Consider the following 21,607-nt stretch of genomic DNA (forward strand, 5'->3'; position numbering starts at 1 on the left):
GGATCCAGCTTTCTTTCTTGTTCTAACAAGTGCTTTCAAAAGTGGATTCCGGCCAACAAGCATGCCGGAAAGACAGAATGTAAGAATGTAAGAATGTAAGAACACCGGATAGGCGGAGTAGGTATAGCTCCAACAACGAAGCATCGTCTTAAACCCAACAGCCAAGCATTATCTCTGCTTTACCAAGCACATGCAATGAGCATCATCTGACCGCAAGGGATTGCGGAAATGTCGGTTATGCATGGAGCAATTACCGACGTAGCCCCAACAGCGAAGCGCCTTCTTAGCCTTCTAACCTTTAAATCTCAATTAAGCCAGAAATAAGATAAGCCTGCGATAATGATACTAAATTAAACAGCGCTAAAGAAAGAGACAATCAGGAAAACATGAATCAGATTATTTTTATCGCATTAGTCACCTTTGCCATATTTATCATGGCAACCATCATTATCATTCCAGTGACTAAGTTAATGTTCAATGTTGCCATCACCCTCATCCCCTTTTTAATCGTCTCAATCGGCGCATATTTTATCTATCAGCATTTTATGAAAAGGAATAAGCAATGAATACAGCCATAGTAATCACCACAATCATTTTCTTCGCAGTTATGCTAGTCATGGCTACAAGCAAAAAGAAGTAGATTCAAACAATTTGATTCTAAAAGTGGATTTCGGCTAACAAGAGCGTCGGAATGACAGAAAGGAAATATGCCGAAAGGACGGAAGGAGTTGTCGATGCGTGTCTTCTCCTTTTAGCAGTCTTTCCCCTTTAGCTGTCATACCGGACTTGTTCCGGTATCCAGCTTTGGATCTTGATTCAAACAAGTGGACTCAAAATGGATTCCGGCCAATAAGCTTGCCGGAAAGACAGAAAGGAAGCATGCTGGAAAGACGAAGTACTTTATAATAAGTACTTTATAATAAGTACTTTATAATAAGTACTTTATAATAAGTACTTTATAATAAGTACTTTAAGATCCACTTACTCACGCTACGAATATCGATTTAGCAATTCCAGCACCAGCGTCATTTTAGCTTCCCAAGCTCATGAAATGAGCATCGTATTAGCCCTTACAGAGAAGCGTTATCTGACCGCAAGGGGTCTGTGATATTCCCGATATAACTTAGATATTCCCCATATCCCTATAGGTTAAAGCACTAATGTCTTCCCGGACCTGTTCCGGGATCCAGCTTTTGCTCTAAGCGCTAAAAAGTAGATTCCGGCCTAAAAGAAAGCCGGAAAGACGCAGTAAGAATCCTCCATCTTGCCCTTACAGCGAAGCATCATCTTTGCTTTACCAAGCTCATGAAATGAGTATCGTCTTAGCCCTTACAGCGTAGCGTCGTCACAGTTCCATCAACGAAGTGCCTTCTCAGCTTCAACAGCTTAGCGTCATCTTTGCTTTACCAAGCTCATGAAATGAGCATCATCTTAGCTCTACTAAACTTCTCGTATATTGACAGCTATTCACATCTTTCATTCTGTGCAGGCTACAAGCCAAAAACGCCTTGCCGCTTTTACTGTTGGTCCGCATGATAAGCTTGCCTGACACACACTCAGGGCAAACTTGTTGTTGATGGCCACATTGCTCAGATGCGCATACATGATGGGTTTCATTGCGTAACATAGGAGCGCTGTTACAACTCGTGCATGCGTCCAACTTGGTATCGCAATAATGATGGCCTAATGAGCAAGTATAAAATAGGCCATAGCGCCCTTGCGTCGGAATAAGCTTACCTTCATTGCATTCGGGGCAAGATAATGAGTCGATATACAGAGGTGCAAGATCGCTGAGGAAACAGCGAACATCATGTTTGTAAGTACGCAGCTCTTTGACAAAGACTGACTCCTTACCCAGTTCTGCTTGAACAAATACCGACTTTTTAGCTCTGGATAAGGCGACATAAAACAAGCGGCGCTCTTCGGTATAGGCATAATCATCAAGCTTAGGCAGCAAAGCTTCTAAAATCGGATCGCTCGCAATCTTGCTCGGAAAGCCATATTTGTCATCATTCACATCGAGCATGATAACAAAGTCGGCCTGCTTTCCTTTTGAGCCATGGGCCGAACAGCCAGAGATCTGTAGTTGTGGATAGCGTTTCTGCCAGACACTTAAATTTTTCAACGAAGAATTAAAACGGCTGATCACCATCACGCTCGTAAAACCTAGCTCTTTTGCTTTCCCTGCACCCTTCCTAACCGCCTTATCTAAGCCTAAGTCTAAGCCAGAGCTTTGAGCTCGTTCACAGCCAGAGTCCATAACCTCAACAATGCGATCAAAAGCTTGCTCTAGCCCTGTCTCTTTTGAGTTAATCAATAAACAAACTTCAGGATCATCACTGACAGTGTGGGTAGTCAGGGTTTTCTTTAGCTGAGCCGGGTTAGCTTGAATAAAGCTTGAAGCAACCTTCTCTATCCTATCGTTAAACCTGAAGGTCTTATCTAAGGTGACAACTTGAGTCTCGCCAAAAGCCTGCTTAAATTCGGTGGTTAGCTTAAGGTCGCTGCCGGTAAAGCGATAAATCGCCTGCCAATCATCACCCACACAAAACAGCGCACAACCAGGTCTTGAATCCCGCAATTGCGTCACCAGCTTGGCGCGCTCAGCAGAGATATCCTGAAACTCATCGACCATTATGTACTTAAAACGAAATTGTCCGTCTGTCTTCTGATGAAAGTCACTCGCACCGATTAAATCAACCGATTGGCTGATCATATCGGAAAAATCTAAAGTGTTAAGCGACCTTAAGTGCGCCTCATACTTGGCTATCACCCACCTAAACAGGTGCAAGAAGGCTTTCCATCTGACTTGATTATAAAGGGTACTTTGTTTATCACTCTTATCCTTATTAACACTAGCTGGTGTCAGCTTGATCAGTTCAAGATCGGCTAACGAGAAACTCGAAGCTTTAAAAAGAGACAGAAAACTCGACATTAGCCGACTGACATTGCGATAGACGCCCAAGGCCTTTACCTGAGCAAAAACGGCTTCGGGTGATAAAGGTTTAAACAATTGATCTTCATCCATCCCTATCTCTTCACAACGCTCACATAGCAGGGTTTCTAAGTGCTTCTCTAACTGCCCCTTGTCAGCTTGCCAGCTAAAGGTCTGCAATAAACAGGTGTTATTACCTTGATGAGTCTCTATTTTCCATTCACGGCTCAGGTTATAGGCAGTTTTATCGATATCTGGCCGAGTGTTACCTTGCTTATCGATACCAAAATGCTCTAAGTAAGCATCGAGCACCGGAATATAAAAGTCAGGTTGATAAGCACTTTTCCCCGGCTCACTGACTGAAATTGCATATTTGGGCTCATACTGAAACTGTATGCCGTGAGTATAAAGATAATTACAGATAGTGAGCTCTTGGAAGCTCTTCACCAAGTCGCCAGAAAGCGCTCGAATCTCATTATTTTTAAGGTATGAACGGTATTGACCTTGAGTTTTAAAATCTAGTTCGTTCACTTGGGGATACAGATAACGGCCAAAATATTCGGCAACAGGATCGGCCATTTTTGGATCGGAGACAATGGCATCAATCTGTTGATCGACAAATTGCGTAAACTTCTTAGTATCACTGGCAAGCACTGACACTTGAGTAGAGCTATTGAGATAAGATTGAATAATCTCTTTGCCTAGGCCATGAAAGGTACTCACCTTTACCGTATTAAGGCCCGCAATACCATCAACCCGCTCCTTGAGTTCAACCATGGCATCTTTACCATAAGCCAGCATCAAGATTTCTTCGGGCTTAGCCAAACCCTGTTTAACCAGATACGCGGCCTTGGCCGCCATGGTGCTGGTTTTCCCCGTCCCCGCACCGGCAATGACTAAGGTATTGTTCTCATCGATAACGCACGCCTGGCGCTGTAGCGATGTTAAAGGATGAGTTTCTAGTGAATCAAACAGTCCTTGATAAGACTCTAATTGCTTACCCTGCCACCATTGATTATATTTAGTCGTAAACTGCTCTGGTTGCTTAATAAACTTAGCCAATCGGCAATTAAGCAGAGTGACATCAAAGCCAAATGCTTTGAAATGAGGCGTGAGTTTGAACGCAGCCAAGGTCCCAAGGTAACCTTGCTGTAAGCGTGTTCTGTCTGAATGACGCAAGAAACGTTGGTGCTGACTAAACTCTTCATCAAAGCTAGTAATATCCACGAGCAAGTCATCGTATGTTTGCAGTAAACCAGGCCTACAAGACACAAGTCTGTTGTGCTTAGCTAATTTGAACAGAGATTTGCTTGGAGTGAACCTGAAAAAGGTAAACTTATTGTCACCCCACACCAAGGTCTCAGTAAACCAACCAGCCCTCACGGTAACGGTTTTGTCGATGCTCGGATAGTTAAATAATCTACCGTCAATGGCTAAACCCCGATCACACAAACTTGCCGTTTTAGCAAAAAACAGCCCCTGCAGAAAACCAAATTTAACCGCATGTCGCCTAAGCTCCATCTACAACCTCAAAAATGCAAAATACCTGTGCATATTATCAATTAAAAGCATATGGCAATAGTACTGACTACAGACTTGTCGCTAGAAACTCAACTACAAACACAAGAATAAATATTCACCGCAAAGCAATGAATCAAATGAAGAATAAATAATGAGCACCTTTACTCTTCTTTGATTGTCATGCCGGACGCGTTCCGGCATCCAGCTTTTATCTTTAAGCTCTAAAGTGTGAATTAAAGAATGGATTCCGGCCAACAAGCATGCCGGAAAGACGAAGTAGACATCATTCTGTCTTGACTCCTTCTCTGTATGTTCATCCCAGACTTGTTCTCTTTATGGTCATCCCGGACTTGTTCCGGGATCCAGCTTTTCTCTAAGCTCTAAAAAGTAGCTCCCGGCCTAAAAGAGTGCCGGAAAGACGAGCTAGATGTCATCGAGCCTTCTTTTACTGTCTTCCCGGACTTGTTCCGGGATCCAGCTTTTCTCTAAGATCTAAAAAGTAGATTCCGGCCTAAAAGAAAGCCGGAAAGACAGGATGTAAGTACACCGGATAGACGAGAACGCTATTTCATCAAATCAATTAAGTAAAAAGCCACTCAATCGAGTGGCTTTTTATGGAGATTACCTTAAGGCTTTATTCAAAAAGCACTATTCAGAGGCTTTTTTAGGAAATGTTTCATGATACACGATCATAAAGTCTTCCCTGATCAACTGCTCTAAATGAGCTGCGCGCTCTGTAGGGCAAAAAATCGTAATATGCACCATCTGCTCACCTGCAGGTCCGCTATGAATTTGAATGTGTGGCTCAGGCCCAGGCAAATCGACACCTGCATGTCTCTCAATAATACTATTATATCGAATCGCCACATCATGAAAATCTTCACAATGCACCTCAATTTGTTCAATCAGCTCAGGAAATAACGGATACAGATTCACGAACTCAACAATCGTTATATTGAAACTATGATAAACATAGCGTTTCATAAAATTGTGGTTTTTAACCGCGTAACTGAAAAACATACTATTTGGAAACGTGACCGTTTTCCCCGTGTAATTATATTGGCCGTGAAGTATGTCTATCTCTTGAATGACTGTCGCCATCAAGTTGTGCTCAATCACCTCACCACACAACTTACCCACTTCAATCCAATCACCAATCACAAACGAACGCGAGCTTGCCCGCTGTATTGAGCCAGTAAAGCACAAGATGATCTCTTTAGATGCCACCACAAAGGCAATGGCAATCGCAGTAACTGATAGGGCAAATTTATTAATTTCAGTCTGCCACAGTAGAAACAACACCATAATAATGATGATGAAAGTGCCATTTTTGGTACGTGACATCCACTTACGCTGCCCTTCGGTGACAAAGGGCAAGTCACCACGAATTTTAGATACCACCAAGCGCTTAAGAAACGAAATACACACAATGACGATGACGGTAAACAAAAGCTTATAGGTTGAAAAAAATTCGATGACTATGTTTAGTTTATCCACAAAACCTTCTTAAACAGTGACCAGTTAGCTAATACAAATGAAGTAAATTGCTGGTTATATTGCCAGAAACCGCATCTTAACATCAACTATGCTGATGACACGACACAGTTACGGCCATTACTCTTAGCCTTATACAAGGCGTTATCGGCTCTAATAAACATATTTTCGTCACTGTCTCCCTTAACCGCAACCGTTACACCAAAACTAGAAGTCACTTTTTTAACCTCAGTAAATTCAGTTTTCTCGATAAGCAGGCGTATTTTTTCTGCCAGCTTTATCGCACCATCGATAGTGGTTTCAGGACAAATAAGCAGAAATTCTTCCCCGCCCCAACGACCCACCAGATCATTCTTACGCACATTTGAAGCCAATACCTCTCCCATCTCGATCAGCACTTTGTCACCAATCTTATGGCCATACTTATCATTTACCTGTTTAAAATGATCAATATCGAGCAAGATCATAGAAAACTGCCGTTTATATCGATTGAATCGGTCATATTCCTGGCTAAACAGATCATCGAGTCGGCGACGGTTATTGAGTCCGGTAAGCGTGTCAGTAACGGATAAACGTTCAATCTCTTTTTTGTCGGTAATATCATGACTGATTGAAGTAAAACCAACAATATTTCGATTATCATCAAAATCAGGAGTGATAACATGATTAAGCCAAAAGCTGTTGCCATCCTTATTTTTTACTTTAATTTCCCCACGCCATGTTTTACCTTTCAAAATAGTATTCCAGATCACCTCATGGGTTTCAGTCGCTGTATCAAAATGTTTTACGATATTGTGTTTCTTCGCTTTCAGCTCTTCTGCAGAGAAACCATATACCTCACTTAAGGCTGCACTTGTTGAGAGGATATGCCCGGCTTTATCAGTTGAAGATGTAATGACATACCGATTGATGATCTCGGCATAGTTTTTAATTTTGAAGTACGCATCACTCAATTTATTTTGCAATCGGGCAGGAATAATGGCCACTAAACCCGACAAAATAAATGAAACAATGAGTACGGTCAGCGCGGTAAGATATGCCGTTAACATATTATCTTTCTGGAACTTAGCAAGCAGACTCTGACGCGGAACAGCCATTACAAATGCTTCATCGTCATTCATAAAAATTTCATTTATCGAAAAGGTAAATAGATCAGCTTGATGGCTATCGGTCACTTCTAAAATTGAATCTCCAAATTCAGGAAATTGAGTCAGCACATTTGAACGGTTGGGCAAGTATCGGCTCCAGCTAAACTCTGCTGATGGATGAAGAATAAACTCTCCCTCTTTATCTATAATATAAATATCAAAATCGGAAGAAGCACTCAGTGCCGAAAGAAGCGACTCGATAGAGATGTTCGCCACAATGAACCCCGAAAATTGATCATCTGAAAATACTGGCGTCGCAATACGAAAGGTTGGTCGAATAGGCATCTCTATCTGACCGTGTTCAATATTTAAGTCTAAATTTGAATGCCAATACATTCCCTTAGATAAGCGGGCCGCCTCGTCAAAATAGTATCTGTCTTTCTTATTCTGCAACTCGTTTTCAGCAACAATAGCTGGCGTATCAGCGCCTTTAATTCGGTCAATCCTTACCGATTCCATGCCCGATGAGTCGATGAAACGCAGCTGCATAAATGAATCATTAGACACTGTGGCTGCAAGCAAAAGTTGATTGAGATTATCATGGGCATTCTGACTGTTTGTAGTGACATATTTAATGGTCAAATCGCTGTTAGCTATAGCCCCAACAACATTTTCTGCATGCTGCATAAATTCCTTGAGCAGAGCATATTTAACCGTCTTTTCTACCGTGATTTTTTCCCGGAGCTCACTTTCTATATTGGTATATTGAATGTTGTAATTAATCAGAGAGGTGACAATCGCGACTAAGCTGCCAAACAGCAGGAAAAAAAGCGTGAAAATCCAATAATAGCGCCTCCGTATTAAGGATATGGAGAAATTTGAACTATCGAAACGAGGTTTCATATCGAGCCTTTTACCGGGTTAATGTCGTTGCTGAATGAGGATCCACTTTTAGGCGGATAGAGATAACTCCCACTTTACCTTCATATGATAAATTCTATATTTAGGAGACCTAACTAGGTTGTTTCTTAGGGGGATTATCAAGGAAGTTGTCAAACAACAATCCTTTGATTCTATAATTTACAGCATCTTACCAACTTAACTCTGCAAGGCAAGTCACACGTGTATATGGATATCTACTCGTGTGATCAACCTTTAAAATGTCCTCTTAAACGATGCTTTTTAAAACAACACCCGCACTTAAATTATTATAATTGCCAACCAACCTAAGCTTGCACAAGGTATTGATATCAGCCTAACTGAGATATCAAATGTCGAAGCTTGTCATCCCGGACTTGTTCCGGGATCCAGCTGTTGTCTTTAGGTTCAAAGAAGTGGATTCCGGCCAACAAGAATGCCGGAAAGACGGAGTAGATATCGCTCCTTCTATTTCCTGTCTTCCCGGACTTGTTCCGGGATCCAGCACTTTCCTTTAAGTCCAAACACGTGGATTCCGGCCTGAAAGAATGCCGGAACGACAGAATAGATATTGCATAGTCTTAGCTTTTACAACCTAGTGTCATCTGACCGCAAGGGGTCTGTGATATTCCCGATATAACTTAGACATTCCCCATATCCCTATGGGTCAATGCGGAAATGTCGGTTATGCATGGAGCAATTACCTACGTTGCTTCTCTAGGCGAGCCGTCATCCTTCTCTGTCTACCAATTGTGATATCGCGCAACTTTAGCTACACCTGAACCAATTCAAGATCACGTTTTCATCATAAAAATCACAGCTTTTACTTGAACTCTATCTTTATTGAGCTTAGTTTATAGCCAAGCTTAAACTTAAGTTTGGTATCCAAACAAATGTTTGTTTGGCGTGTAAACTGGATAATCACTATGACAGAACGCGAACTAGAGATACTGGCACTACTCAAACAAGACCCACTTATCGCACAGCAAAGCTTGGCCGATCAGTTAGGCATAAGCCGCTCTGCTGTTGCCGGGCATATCATGAACCTCACTAATAAAGGCGTCATTCGAGGCAAGGGCTATATCTTAGCCGAGTCCCGTTATGCGGTGGTTATCGGCGGGGCCAATATGGATATTCTTGGTCGTCCGCTAAGCGCATTGCAAGTGGGTGATTCAAACCCTGGCAGTGTGAGCTGCTCTCCCGGTGGTGTCGGGCGTAATATCGCCGAGAACTTAGCAAGGTTAGGTTCACAGACGCGGTTAATCAGTGCTATAGGCAAAGATACTTATGGGCAGATGATCATGAGTCAATGCCAGCAAGCCGGTATCGATATGAAAGGCTGCTTACAGCTCAATGATGCCAATACCTCTACCTACCTTTCAGTGCTCGACGGCGACAGCGATATGCATGTCGCTATCAATGACATGGCTATTTTAGAGCGTTTAAGTGTCGAGGTGCTCAAAGAGAAAGAAGAGCTATTAAGGCGTGCAGATCTTATTATTCTCGATGCCAATCTATCAGCTGAATCACTGGAATACCTGCTTAATAATTTCGCCGACAGACCCATCTTTGTCGATACAGTTTCCTGTGTTAAAGCTAAGAAAATAAAACCGTTTTTAAGCTCAGTTCACACCTTAAAACCCAATCTTAAAGAGGCCGAACAGCTCTCAGGGATTTTCATCGAAGACTATAGCGAGTTACCTGCTTTAGCTAACTGGTTCCATAACCAGGGCGTTAAACGCATCTTCCTCAGTCTTGGCTGTGATGGTGTCTTTTACAGTGATGAAGGCGCCCAAGCGCTTATTCCTGCCATACCAATAGCCATGATTAATGCAAACGGAGCAGGCGATGCGTTTCTTGCCGGCCTTGCTCATGGCTGGATCCAAGAATGGGGAATCGAGCATTCCACCAAATTTGCAATGGCCGCAGCCGTCGTGGCGCTGTCACACCTTGCGACCATTAATCCAAATATGTCCGAAATATCAGTAAATCGAATTATCAAGGAGTCAATATGTTAGAGCAGTACCTAGATATTAACCCAGAAGTCGCCGCAGCAATTGCAGCTGGAAAGCCCGTTGTTGCACTGGAGTCTACGATTATTTCACACGGAATGCCGTATCCACAAAATGTGGAAACAGCCTTAAAAGTTGAGCAGATTATTCGTGATAATGGCGCTATCCCAGCCACAATAGCCATTTTAAAGGGACGATTGAAAGTTGGCATGACTCATGAGGAGATCGAATATTTAGGTAAGGCAGGTTTAGATGTCATTAAAACCAGTCGACGCGATATCCCCTTTATTGTCGCTAAGCAGATAGATGGGGCAACGACAGTTGCCTCTACCATGATCTTGGCTCAAATGGCGGGCATTAAAGTATTTGCCACTGGCGGAATTGGTGGAGTTCATCGTGGTGCACAACAGACATTTGATATCTCAGCCGATCTTCAAGAGTTAGCCAATACCAATGTGGCAGTGATCTGTGCAGGGGCTAAATCAATTTTGGATATCGGCCTGACTCTAGAGTATCTAGAGACTCAGGGCGTACCGGTTATCGGCCATCAAACCGATACATTACCCGCTTTCTACACCCGTGAAAGTGAGTTTGGTGTCGACTATAGACTGGATACCCCCAAACAGATCGCCACGGCGATGAAAGCCAAGTGGGACATGGGATTAAAAGGTGGTGTTGTCATTGCCAACCCTATTCCGGAAGAGTATCAGCTCGATCGTGGCATGATAGATAAAGTGATCATTGACGCCGTGGCCGAGATGGACAGCAAAGGCATATCGGGTAAACAGTCTACCCCCTTCTTACTGGCCAAGGTTGCAGAGAAAACAGAAGGCAGCAGCCTCAAAGCAAACATCCAGCTTGTGTATAACAATGCAAAGTTGGCAGCCAAGATAGCCGTCGAGTACGCCAGCTAGAACTGTTCGCTAATATCAATAGATGATCAGTCAATTATCAGATGACAAGTATGGCTGTCTGATTTTAAATTAGACGTAAATAGAAAGGCGCCAATGGTGCCTTTCTATTGATTCTTATAATCAATATATTCCGTCTTTACCGCATGGACTGCTCTGGCAGCTACATTGTTATCAGTTGCACATAATTCTATTACACCAATAACGCATCAAAATCTTTTCCCTTTAGCCAAAGCGGCGAACTGTTCTGTGCCGCGAGCTGGTATGCCCAAGTAGCTATCGCTTCGGAGCGCTCACTCTCACAAACAAAGTAGCTATTTAACTCTGAGGTAATGATCTTTTCATGCATGATGATGTTCTGCTCGAACCAGCGATCTTTATGTTTTTCTGCGGCTAAGTGATCACGCTTGGCGTTATTACACTTGCTGTGTGCCAGTACAAAGTTATGGCCAAGATCTGACGGGTAACGCGCCCAGGGGATAAAGTGGTCGACTTCGCCCTGCTCTTTCAACGGTTGCAGACAATAGAAGCAGTTACCATGCTGTATCTGCAGCAATAAAGGTCTCGCTTGGATGATGGCTTTGCGATCACTGCCGAATAGGAAGTCTGAAAGATTGCCTTGGCCGCCAATTACATTTTGATTAGAAGCAAAGTCACACACCTTTTGTGTCCAGTGACTGCGAGCAAGAGAGACAACCAGATCATGAAAACGTCTGAAACAGAATGCTATACCTGAGTTGAGCTTAATGTATTTTTTACTCTTGTCATGGGGATAATAAAAGCACTCCGCATTACCAGCCAATAGCTGTAATCGCCACAGTGGGCCTTCTTTGAGTGTTTTACGAGTATCGTTGCACAACTTACGCCAGCCACTATGGGCTTTAAGTTGCGACAGGTTTCTTACCCCTTGTCTACGAAAAACACTTAGGTTATTAATTAATGCAGATTGCTTTCCGCTATTTTGTAAAAGCAGTAATGGTTCGGCATCTGTGGCGCTAAATGGCAACGAGTGTTGCCAGTAGAGTTCGATAAACTTCTCGACGATTTCATCTATGGTGATGATGCCATCAGTTTCCTGGCTTATATTCGAGCTTGTATTTGGGCGTGTGTAATGAGCCTTTTCAATACAGATATCTGCCAGTGCATGAAGCAGAGCAAACTTATAGGTGGCGACAAAGTCCCCTTCTACCAGTAGACGCTGTAAGTAAGCGATAAACTCGACCTGCTTTGTGGCATCAACCTCTTTCAAAAATGAGTCTTTTAAGAGTGCATTATTCACAGAGTGACCTCATACTTCAATAACCTCATGCTTGCAGTTGAAACACTTGCGTGTACTAGCACTAAGGTTTGCCAATAGACTTCTGCCCTTCCTAGCTTATCGGCTTCGTTTGCAGTGGTATCGATAACGGTTAGCCCCACACTCTTTGCCAACTGTACGAGTTCGGTGTCACTTACCTGAAACATCTGGCGCTCATCACTGCACGGACCATGACGAAGCGTGATGACAAGTTTTCCATTTGGATCGAGTAATTTAGCGAACGTTCGTATCGAATCGGCTCGTTCTTGTGTTGGAATGTGCATCCAGATAGCACTGAGCAAGATGAGATCGAATCTGGTATCTAAACTGATGACTCGTGATAAAACCGGTAATGCATCATCAAGCCAAGTGACATTAAGATCTTGAGTGAGCCTCTTGCCCAGATTAGCCAAGGTTTGTGCGGGCTCGACGGCATAGACTTGTACCGACTGATTCGTAGTGCCTTGCTCTGCCAGATATTTAACATCGCGCCCCGCTCCAGCGCCGATATCTAAGAAGCGCAGCTTGGCTTTTTGTTCACTTGGATTGTTAGCGATATGCGAAGGCTCGGGTAACCTATGGGGTGTAAATGCAGACTTAACTGATGACGGATTGAGAATACTTTTAAGATGAGACAGCCAAGACGCGTGAACCTCTTCGAAAGACTTAGACAGATACTGTTCAGCTAGATCTTCGGCATTGGTGTTATAAAAGCTGTTGTTGAGGCCGTCATAAATCTCAGTTGTCACTGTCGCGATTCCCTCTGCGCTGATGGGTTACCAAATTTGTGGTTACTCATTTGATATAACTATCAATTATGCCAAAGACGTTACCATAGTGACGCGGAGAAAAGAACAGTGAAATACTCTATTTACTTGACCTATAACATATGGTGGTCAGATGATGAATAAGAGCAGTTGCGAACTGCTGGTAAAGGTTACTGTTAGCCATGAAGCCTACTATCTTTCCAGCACGCTTTTAGGCCGGAATCCACTGTTTAGACCTAAAGACAAGAGCTGGATCCCGGAACAAGTCCGGGATGACATTTTCGTAGTCGAATGTATTTTTTAGAACGTATGTGTTCGATACTTTCGACTATTAATCCAAGCTATCCAGTCTGTATGTAACTTGTTCAAGCCACTAGGATATCGGCTGAGTACGCTTTTAGGATCTGATGCCTCACATCTGGTTTGTACCATGTGAGCTAATAGCTTTGTAATGGTTTGCTTGCCCTGCTTACTGCTCATTAAGAAATGAATAAGCGAATGTGACTGAGCATACAGACTAGTTTGCTGGCTTCCTGCCCAGGTTTGACGCTTTGCGCTGAGTAACGCGTTTACACTCAACTTTTTACCTGCAAGCGTACGTTTCCAGTCTCTTGCGGGTATTTTGGCTACGAAACCTGACATCTCGATACTTTCAAAATATTCAGCCATACCTTCATTGAACCAGCGCGGTGTTGGACCAAACAAACCAGCATTGAGTACGTGCACAGCTTCATGCACTGAGGTTTGATGGGCTTGTTTATCATTTTTATGATGTACCACGGCCATATTTTGTCTGGCCACATAAAATCCCTGGCTCGGGCCAAGCTTAGGCGCGTATTTAGCCTGTAGTCTGTTATAACTGGATTTTGATTTTGCTAAGGTGAGATTTACTTTTACTGGTGCTACACCAGATTCTGGAAGATAGCTTTTATAGATGTCGCTTACTTTTTTGATAGCAGCGGTCACCTTGTCCTTATAAAACAGAGGCAACTTGCCACCAGTCGAGTTAACTTCAAGTTCAAATGAATATTCAGGCTCTTGGTATTGAGTAAGCGCTATATTGTGTTGAGCGTATACTCTGTCGTCATCGGTGAAATGAGTCTGGCCGTTTTCATCGGTCCAACTATAGATACGCTTTCTATTTTGTTTTCTTTGAGTCTGCTCGGCTTCAGTCATTGTTGAAGTAGCACAACCAGGGATATGGGTAAAAAGTGGTGAGTCTGGATCATTAAACTGATATTGGTGTTGTTCAGTGCGATTTTGAGACGCTGATAACTCAGGGTTTTGGGGCTGGGAAGTTGACTCTTGTTTAGGTCCTTTACTTAACCCTTTATTTGGCTGTTTATTTGACCATTTATTTGAGATGGAGTCAGGCTGAGAGCCGAGGTTGAATCGACTTCTTGGTAACTCTGCCCAGTTTTGACAAAACTGCCAGCCTTTATCTCGGCAGATAGCTCCAGCTTTATAGCGATTCGACAAGAAGTGTTCGATGACCTTGTCTTTAGTGGTCATACGTATTCCGTCGTTGCCGTACTCTTCAACGACTAAACCAATAATTAACATTAACAATATGAGTAATAAGTAACGGCTTAAACGAGTTTCCATCTAACATCCATTTAGCTTCTATTTAGAAAGTTGCAATCCATTGAGGCAAGCTAGAGAATACCTGTTCGTTGTAGATGGTGGAAGCTGAGAAGGTAAGAGTTCCTAGTTTCGAGTGACGAGGAAAGTCTAAGACCTCTTTATTGCTGTCATTCCGGCATGCTTACCTACCGTCTTTCCGGCGTGTTTGTTGGCCGGAATCCACTGCTTAAAACCTAAAGACAAGAGCTGGGTCCCGGAACAAGTCCGGGAAGACAGCTAAACCTACCGAGTCATTCCCGTAAGCTTACTTACTGTCTTTCCGTCGTGCTTGTTGGCCGGAATCTACTGTTTACGTCAGTTTATGTTATGTATCAAGAGATAGTCTCTACGAATGTTGGCTTAGGCGCTTAAAATATTGTTGCGCACCAGACCTCGGCGCACGTTTTTGCAGAGCTTGCCAAAGCGGGAGATCTCATCGAAATTAGGGATAGCGCCGCGCTCGATGGCCGACTCCCAATAGGTCAATTCAGTATCGACCAGTTCCAAGAGTTTCTTTGGGCAACCTTCGCAGCTGCCGTCCGGACCACAGATGAAGGTGTCGGGTTCATACAGGGGCAAGCCATCTTTTACTTGCTCAATCAAAAGTAACATGGCTGTCTGTCTATCTGGCTTCTTACTCATTTGCCATTCCTGTTCTGTTCCTAAGTAAGAATAAATCCTAGGTAAGAATAAATGCTGATAACTAAAATTTGGTTGTTGCCGAATTCTATGCTGCTAGTGCGCCTAAGGCCAGATAAGTTTCGAGTTCCTAGTTCCGAGTGGCTAGGAAAGTCTAAGACCTCTTTATTTCTGTCTTTCCGGCTTGCTCGTTGGCCGGAATCTATTCTTCGCACCAAGAGCAAAGCTGGATCCCGGAACAAGTCCGGGAAGACCATACAGGAACCAAGACGGACACTGCGCTTCTCTGATTCAACAGCAAGGGCTGGATCCCGAAACGAATCCGGGATGACGAGCGTCTAACAAGCTTTGAATATATCGGTTCATAAATAGTCCTTAATACGACCGCGCGTGGACCGATCCCAATCGCGTTTTCATTGGTTGGATCGATCCATGGCGAATAGCAGCGATTTAGTTATATCGAGTCGCAGGTAGCAGCTAGCTATGCTGCAAATTCAAATCATTCCTCCCAACTTGCTCTAAAACTTAGTCGATTGACCTAATTTATCACCAGTTAGCCTTATTTATCACCAACCATCCTTTTAACGCGATGTTGTTATCGGCAAAGGCATGCTATTATCGCCGGCTTTTTATCATCCTCACGCCACTTTGCTGATTTAGTGTGGGGGAATACATGGCTTCTTAGCCCTAAAACGTGAATTACTTTATGTCAAATATGTCAAACGCCGAGCTTCATGCGCCTATCGAGGATTCAGACTATTCTGCAATCCACCCACCATCGTTATCAGAGAAACTCGAGCTAAATAACCCCGTCTTCTGGTTAAGTGGTAGTTTTCTTACTCTATTTGTCCTGCTGGCTATCACAAACGCCTCCGCTCTTACCTCTGTGGTAAATTCAGGATTCAGCTTCGCAACTCAATACTTCGGTGCCTTCTGGCAAGTTTTATTACTTCTTAACTTCCTTGTTGGTCTAGCTATCGCGCTAGCTCGAACTGGTTACGTGCGTTTAGGCGGTTTAGCTAAACCTGATATTGATAACTTTAAATGGTTGTCGATTGTCCTCTGTACCCTACTCGCAGGTGGTGGCGTTTTTTGGGCGGCCGCAGAGCCTATTGCCCATTTTGTTTCCGCCCCTCCGCTTTTCGGTGATGCGCTACCGAGAGTCGCGGCTATTAATGCACTTTCCCAATCCTTCATGCATTGGGGCTTTCTCGCATGGGCCATTCTTGGCTGTCTTTCTTCTATTGTTTTAATGCACTTGCACTACGACAAAGGGCTTCCACTAAAGCCTCGTACATTGCTTTATCCTATTTTTGGCGACAGAGCGATCAACGGTTGGATAGGCAATGCCGCTGATGCTTGTTGCATCATTGCCGTTGCAGCAGGAACCATTGGGCCGATCGGGTTCTTGGGCTTGCAAATCAGTTATGCGTTGAATGCACTGTTTGGTATTCCAGATGGATTTATCACTCAAAGTATCGTGATCATGTTTGCAATTAGCATGTATACACTGTCAGCTTTGAGTGGCGTTAGTAAAGGTATTCAATTAGTTAGCCGTTACAATATCATTCTTTCAGTTGCTCTTATTGCCTACATCCTGATTTTTGGCCCAACTCGTTTTATTTTCGATGGCTACATACAAGGGGTTGGCAGCATGCTCGATAACTTCTTCCCTATGGCTCTGTACCGTGAAAATACAGAATGGTTGAGTTGGTGGACGGTCTTTTTCTGGGGATGGTTTATTGGTTATGGTCCAATGATGTCGATTTTCATTGCGCGAATTTCTCGTGGCCGCACCATTCGGCAGTTAATTTTATCGATCAGTGTTGCGGCACCGCTCATTACATGTTTCTGGTTTAGCATTGTTGGTGGTAGCGGTTTAGCTTTTGAATTAGAAAATCCTGGGTTGATATCTGGCGCTTTTGAAGGCTTTAACCTGCCAGCGGTACTACTGGCTATTACGGCTGAGTTACCTTTCCCTATGCTGATTTCAGTCTTATTTCTCATCCTAACGACGACTTTTATCATTACCACTGGTGATTCTATGACTTATACGATCAGCATGGTTATGACGGGCTCTACAGAGCCAAACGCTGTGATTCGCTCGTTCTGGGGAATTATAATGGGTGTTGTTGCCATTGCGCTTATTTCGATGGGATCTGGCGGCATTTCCTCTCTACAATCTTTTATCGTGATCACTGCGGTTCCAGTATCTTTAATTTTAATGCCTAGCCTGTGGAAAGCCCCTCAAATAGCCAATCAGATGGCAAAACAGCAGGGCCTCATTTAACACATCTAAGTTCTAAGAGATAAACAACGGCTTCTCCACCAGCGGGAAAAGCCGTTGCTTTACATTATAAAAACAGCTCATCACCGCAGCGTTAAAAACTCACATTGTCTTTAGTTTTTGCAGCACAGGACTTACAAGACTCACTAGGTGATCGACAATATCAGGAGAGACCTATTGTACGACGAGGGTCAGATAGCCTATTTGGCAGAGCGAAACAAGATCAAAGAAGAAGAGTAACTGCCCTATCTCCTGTCATTCCTGCACTCTTTTCTATTGTCATTCCGGCACTCCTGTTGGCCGGAATCTACTGTTTTGAACTCAAAGACAATGGCTGGATCCCGGAACAAGAAAGCCCGGGTCGATAATTGCTCCTCGGTTCTGGCATCCTGCTTCACTCTACCTCCTATATCCATATAGTCGTGCATGATCGACATTTCCTCCCTCCATGGCGGTCAGAGACAGCAAAAAAGAAGAGTAACAGCCCTATCTCCGGTCATTCCTGAATTCTTTTAGGCCGGAATCCCTGTTTTGAACTCAAAAACAAAGGCTGGATCCCGGAACAAGTCCGGGAAGACAGCAAAAAAGAAGACTCACAGCCCTACCTACTGTCATTCCTGAATTCTTTTCTATTGTCATTCCGGCACTCTTGTTGGCCGGAATCCATTCTTGTCTGCTTTTATCCCAGCTCCTTGTGACTCACTAGTCTAAAATTAGATTTAATTAAACTCCATGGACGAAGAGCATGCAGCCTTGTGTGTACATATTGGCCAGCAAAAAGAATGGGACCTTGTATGTTGGGGTCACTAGCGACCTGATTAAGCGCATTTGGGAGCATAGAGAACACCTAGTAATGGGATTTACTGATAGATATCATGTGACCCAGCTGGTTTACTATGAGCTCACAGATTCTATGTATTCAGCTATATCCCGTGAGAAGAAACTTAAAAAGTGGCGTAGGCAGTGGAAAATTAATCTTATCGAAAACCAAAATCCTGAATGGCGTGACTTGTGGGATGAGATTCAGAGCTGAGCCTCTTTAGAACCAACATCAAAAGCTGGATCCCGGAATGAATCCGGGATGACACCAAAACGACGAGTCCAGTTTTCTTCAATCTCGTCTTTCTGGCATGTATAGCTATGTCCTTCCAGCACTCTTTTAGGCCGGAATCCATTCTTCGCACCAAGAGCAAAGCTGGATCCCGGAACAAGTCCGGGAAGACCAGACAGAGCCAAGACGGATACAGACTTGGTGGAGTCAAGTGTACGGCCGTATGCCTGAGAAACAAAGGTGGGTTTTGAACATCAGGCTCAAGCTAATCTATTATCTAGCTTGTCTATTATTCGCATAAGGTCTCGATATTCTGAGTCACTAAGTACATCGAGTAGCCTTGCTTCCCATTTAAGTGCTTCGGGCGCGATGGCTTGGTAGAGCAGTTTGCCTTCTTCGGTCAGTGTTAACAACGAGGCACGTTTATCTTTGTCGTCGGTGTGCTTTACTAGATAACCTTTAGCTAGCATTAGTTTGACTGCACGCGAGACGGTAGATTTATCCATTGACGCCATTAGAGTGAGATCTTTAGCACTGATCCCATTGCCTTGCTCATTAACACTATGTGAACGTGCATTCGTTGAAGTATTTGCTTCCTCGGCTAGGTGTACCAGGATGCGCCATTCAGGCACTGTCAGGTTAAAGTCACTTTGATATACCTCGGCAAACTTTTCACTGACGTTTTGAGCCAGACTCACTAATCTATAAGGCAGGAAGTCTTTTAATATCAGTCTGGACTTGCTTGATTCAGCCATTAGCACTCTCCATTAGTACTCTTTGCTTGTTTGCATGAGCATTTACAATCAGATAAGAAGATAATCAGATGCTTATCAGCTTGTAGCGTTTTATTTACACCAGTCAGTCGAAGTTGACAGCTATTCTCATGGTTATTAATAGCACAAAGATTGAAACTAGTCTCACTTGAGAGTAGTTTTATTGTAATCGTGATGAATAACAATAAAAGAACAGATCAATTAGCCTAGGATCTGTCTAGCATAAAGGACGAACAAGCATGACTAATGAACTTAAATACATGACAGGTTTTGGTAATGAGTTTGAGACTGAAGCCCTACCAGGTGCCCTGCCCATTGGTCAGTTTAGTCCGCAAAAGGTCAAGTATGACTTGTATGCCGAGCAGTTTAACGTCACCGCTTTTACCGCGCCTCGCTGTGATAACCGCCGCAACTGGTTTTACCGTATCCGCCCTTCGGTAGTTCAGGGCGAATATGAAGCCATAGACAATGGCTTAGTTCGCAGTGCTCCTATCACCGAAGTTATGACCCCACCGACTATGCTACGTTGGGATCCCGTTCCTTTACCTGATTCTGAGTCAAAAACCGATTTTATCGATGGCCTAGTGACGATGGCGGCTAACGGTAGCGTTAATAGTCAGGCGGGGATCGGTATTCATATCTATGCAGCGAATAGCTCTATGGATGGTCGTTATTTCTGTAACGCCGATGGTGAGATGCTGTTTGTGCCAGAACTTGGCGAGATAATGTTAAACACCGAGTGTGGCAAGCTAGCGGTAAAGGCTGGCGAGATTGCAGTTATTCCTCGTGGCATTAAGTTTAACGTTGAGTTATTGACTGACAACGCTCGCGGCTATATTTGTGAAAACTACGGTCACCCTTATGTACTTGCTGAGCGTGGGCCTGTTGGCGCGAACGGTTTTGCCAATGATAGAGACTTTAAATACCCCGTTGCTTACTTTGAAGATATCGAAGGTGACTTTGAGTTAATCACTAAGTTCGGCGGTAACCTGTTCCGCTGTGATATAGGCCACTCGCCACTCGATGTAGTCGCTTGGACGGGCAACAGCGCTCCGTACAAGTATGATCTAGCCCGCTTCAATGTGATGAATACCGTGAGCTTCGATCATCCCGATCCTTCTATCTTCACTGTACTGACCTCGCCTTCTGGTACACCTGGTGTGGCCAACCTTGATTTTGCTATCTTCCCACCGCGCTGGATGGTTGCCGAGAATACCTTTAGACCGCCTTATTATCATCGCAATATGATGAGTGAGTTTATGGGCTTGATTGAAGGTGTGTACGATGCCAAGGAAAACGGTTTTGTGCCAGGCGGCTCTAGCCTGCATAACTGCATGTCACCACACGGTCCTGAAGCTGAAGTATTCGAGAAAGCTTCGAATGCCGAACTGGCTCCCCAGCGCTATGAAAACACCATGGCATTTATGTTCGAGTCACGCTACATCATACAGCCGACAAAATTTGCACTCGAAGGCGATACTCGCCAACCAAATTATTCGCAGTGCTGGAAGGCGATAAAGAAGAAGTTTAAAAGTTAAGAGCTAAGAGGACGCCCGATGGCCTGTTAAAGCTGAGGCGGCGGTTTCACCTGAACAGCTAAGATGATGACCTTCGGTCTGGTGGAACTAAGAAGACGGCTTTGCCTGGGGAAGCTAAGACGAAGGAAAGTAGTTCCTAGTTTCGAGGTAGAGCAGAGAGGACCTTCCTCTATCGTCTTTCCGGCACTCTTTTAGGCCGGAATCCATTCTTCGCACCAAGAGTAAAGCTGGATCCCGGAACAAGTCCGGGAAGACAGCAATAGAAAAATTGCAATAAAGCAAGTTGCGAGTATAGAGCTAAGACCTCTTTACGCCTGTCTTTCCGGCATGCTCGTTGGCCGGAATCTATTGTTTAGAATCTAAAGACAAAAGCTGGATCCCGGAACGAGTCCGGGAAGACAGAAAAAACCGGGTCGATAATTGCTCCATGCATGATCGACATTCCGCCTTGACCCATAGGGACATGGGGAATGTCTGAATGATATCGGGAATATCACAGACCCGTGGCGGTCAGATGACAGCAATAAAGAAATAGCAATAAGCAGTTACGAGTCTCGAGTTGCGAGGACAGTCTAAGACTCTTTATGTCTGTCTTTCCGGCATGCTTGTTGGCCGGAATCTATTCTAAAAAAATCAAGATTAAACGTATTTCCATTTGGGCAATAGCTGTTGTCGTAATGGCAACTCGCGCTTTTATACATAACTCATTAATCTCTCGGTCATTCCTGTTTATCAAAATAAGACCTTGATTGA

Annotated in this window: 14 protein-coding genes; 6 read left to right on the plus strand and 8 right to left on the minus strand. The window is 43.8% G+C overall.

Features of this window, described 5'->3' with window-relative positions; all coding sequences use genetic code 11:
• Positions 1-386 precede the first annotated feature (386 nt).
• Entirely contained in the window at positions 387-566 is a 180-nt protein-coding gene (locus FM038_RS12235) for a hypothetical protein (RefSeq protein ID WP_142874965.1), read from the plus strand.
• A gap of 860 nt (positions 567-1,426) precedes the next feature.
• Here the strand turns inward: FM038_RS12235 and FM038_RS12240 are convergent.
• The 3 genes from FM038_RS12240 to FM038_RS12250 all read right to left on the minus strand — a co-directional run bounded on the left by FM038_RS12240 (position 1,427) and on the right by FM038_RS12250 (position 7,941).
• On the minus strand, positions 1,427-4,456 hold the full coding sequence (locus FM038_RS12240; RefSeq protein WP_142874966.1) for a UvrD-helicase domain-containing protein: 3,030 nt from the start codon (positions 4,454-4,456) through the stop codon (positions 1,427-1,429).
• 648 nt (positions 4,457-5,104) lie between these two features.
• On the minus strand, positions 5,105-5,953 hold the full coding sequence (locus FM038_RS12245; RefSeq protein ID WP_142874967.1) for a mechanosensitive ion channel family protein: 849 nt from the start codon (positions 5,951-5,953) through the stop codon (positions 5,105-5,107).
• Between the two features lie 86 nt (positions 5,954-6,039).
• Positions 6,040-7,941, minus strand: a complete 1,902-nt coding sequence (locus tag FM038_RS12250) for a diguanylate cyclase (RefSeq protein WP_142874968.1) — start codon at positions 7,939-7,941, stop codon at positions 6,040-6,042.
• 941 nt (positions 7,942-8,882) lie between these two features.
• Between FM038_RS12250 and FM038_RS12255 the strand changes: the two genes are divergently transcribed.
• Both FM038_RS12255 and FM038_RS12260 read left to right on the plus strand, forming a co-directional pair.
• Positions 8,883-9,974 carry a PfkB family carbohydrate kinase gene (locus FM038_RS12255; RefSeq protein WP_142874969.1) on the plus strand — a complete coding sequence of 364 codons (1,092 nt, stop codon included), beginning with the start codon at positions 8,883-8,885 and terminating at the stop codon, positions 9,972-9,974.
• Positions 9,968-10,882, plus strand: a complete 915-nt coding sequence (locus tag FM038_RS12260; protein WP_142874970.1) for a pseudouridine-5'-phosphate glycosidase — start codon at positions 9,968-9,970, stop codon at positions 10,880-10,882. Before FM038_RS12255 ends, FM038_RS12260 begins: the two co-directional genes overlap by 7 nt.
• A gap of 190 nt (positions 10,883-11,072) precedes the next feature.
• Here the strand turns inward: FM038_RS12260 and FM038_RS12265 are convergent, their stop codons facing one another.
• The 4 genes from FM038_RS12265 to FM038_RS12280 form a co-directional block, all read right to left on the minus strand.
• Positions 11,073-12,158, minus strand: a complete 1,086-nt coding sequence (locus FM038_RS12265; protein ID WP_223293065.1) for an HNH endonuclease — start codon at positions 12,156-12,158, stop codon at positions 11,073-11,075.
• Positions 12,155-12,925, minus strand: a complete 771-nt coding sequence (locus FM038_RS12270; RefSeq protein ID WP_142874971.1) for a class I SAM-dependent methyltransferase — start codon at positions 12,923-12,925, stop codon at positions 12,155-12,157. Before FM038_RS12270 ends, FM038_RS12265 begins: the two co-directional genes overlap by 4 nt.
• A 318-nt stretch (positions 12,926-13,243) precedes the next feature.
• A complete protein-coding gene (locus FM038_RS12275; protein WP_142874972.1) occupies positions 13,244-14,548 on the minus strand; it encodes a DUF1570 domain-containing protein in 1,305 nt (434 codons plus the stop codon).
• Between the two features lie 378 nt (positions 14,549-14,926).
• On the minus strand, positions 14,927-15,208 hold the full coding sequence (locus FM038_RS12280; RefSeq protein WP_142874973.1) for a hypothetical protein: 282 nt from the start codon (positions 15,206-15,208) through the stop codon (positions 14,927-14,929).
• A 712-nt stretch (positions 15,209-15,920) separates the two neighbouring features.
• Here FM038_RS12280 and FM038_RS12285 point away from each other — a divergent pair.
• Both FM038_RS12285 and FM038_RS12290 read left to right on the plus strand, forming a co-directional pair.
• Entirely contained in the window at positions 15,921-17,495 is a 1,575-nt protein-coding gene (locus FM038_RS12285) for a BCCT family transporter (protein WP_419555643.1), read from the plus strand.
• Positions 17,496-18,237: 742 nt separating this feature from the next.
• Positions 18,238-18,525 (plus strand): GIY-YIG nuclease family protein, encoded by a 288-nt coding sequence (locus FM038_RS12290; protein ID WP_142874975.1) that lies wholly within the window; start codon positions 18,238-18,240, stop codon positions 18,523-18,525.
• 278 nt (positions 18,526-18,803) lie between these two features.
• Here the strand turns inward: FM038_RS12290 and FM038_RS12295 are convergent, their stop codons facing one another.
• Positions 18,804-19,298 (minus strand): MarR family winged helix-turn-helix transcriptional regulator, encoded by a 495-nt coding sequence (locus FM038_RS12295; protein WP_142874976.1) that lies wholly within the window; start codon positions 19,296-19,298, stop codon positions 18,804-18,806.
• A 257-nt stretch (positions 19,299-19,555) separates the two neighbouring features.
• Between FM038_RS12295 and hmgA the strand changes: the two genes are divergently transcribed.
• Positions 19,556-20,854: a homogentisate 1,2-dioxygenase gene (gene hmgA / locus FM038_RS12300; RefSeq protein ID WP_142874977.1), complete on the plus strand. Its 1,299-nt coding sequence runs from the start codon at positions 19,556-19,558 to the stop codon at positions 20,852-20,854.
• Positions 20,855-21,607: the final 753 nt, after the last annotated feature.

The organism is Shewanella eurypsychrophilus, from assembly GCF_007004545.3.
GTDB classification, from domain to species: domain Bacteria; phylum Pseudomonadota; class Gammaproteobacteria; order Enterobacterales; family Shewanellaceae; genus Shewanella; species Shewanella eurypsychrophilus.

What these genes read in the sequence shown, in the direction of transcription:
- FM038_RS12235 (WP_142874965.1), top strand. Translation starts at nt 387, where the DNA reads ATGAATCAGATTATTTTTATCGCATTAGTCACCTTTGCCATATTTATC.
- FM038_RS12240 (WP_142874966.1), bottom strand. Translation starts at nt 4,456, where the DNA reads ATGGAGCTTAGGCGACATGCGGTTAAATTTGGTTTTCTGCAGGGGCTG.
- FM038_RS12250 (WP_142874968.1), bottom strand. Translation starts at nt 7,941, where the DNA reads ATGAAACCTCGTTTCGATAGTTCAAATTTCTCCATATCCTTAATACGG.
- FM038_RS12255 (WP_142874969.1), top strand. Translation starts at nt 8,883, where the DNA reads ATGACAGAACGCGAACTAGAGATACTGGCACTACTCAAACAAGACCCA.
- FM038_RS12260 (WP_142874970.1), top strand. Translation starts at nt 9,968, where the DNA reads ATGTTAGAGCAGTACCTAGATATTAACCCAGAAGTCGCCGCAGCAATT.
- FM038_RS12275 (WP_142874972.1), bottom strand. Translation starts at nt 14,548, where the DNA reads ATGGAAACTCGTTTAAGCCGTTACTTATTACTCATATTGTTAATGTTA.
- FM038_RS12280 (WP_142874973.1), bottom strand. Translation starts at nt 15,208, where the DNA reads ATGAGTAAGAAGCCAGATAGACAGACAGCCATGTTACTTTTGATTGAG.
- FM038_RS12285 (WP_419555643.1), top strand. Translation starts at nt 15,921, where the DNA reads ATGTCAAACGCCGAGCTTCATGCGCCTATCGAGGATTCAGACTATTCT.
- FM038_RS12290 (WP_142874975.1), top strand. Translation starts at nt 18,238, where the DNA reads ATGCAGCCTTGTGTGTACATATTGGCCAGCAAAAAGAATGGGACCTTG.
- FM038_RS12295 (WP_142874976.1), bottom strand. Translation starts at nt 19,298, where the DNA reads ATGGCTGAATCAAGCAAGTCCAGACTGATATTAAAAGACTTCCTGCCT.
- hmgA (WP_142874977.1), top strand. Translation starts at nt 19,556, where the DNA reads ATGACTAATGAACTTAAATACATGACAGGTTTTGGTAATGAGTTTGAG.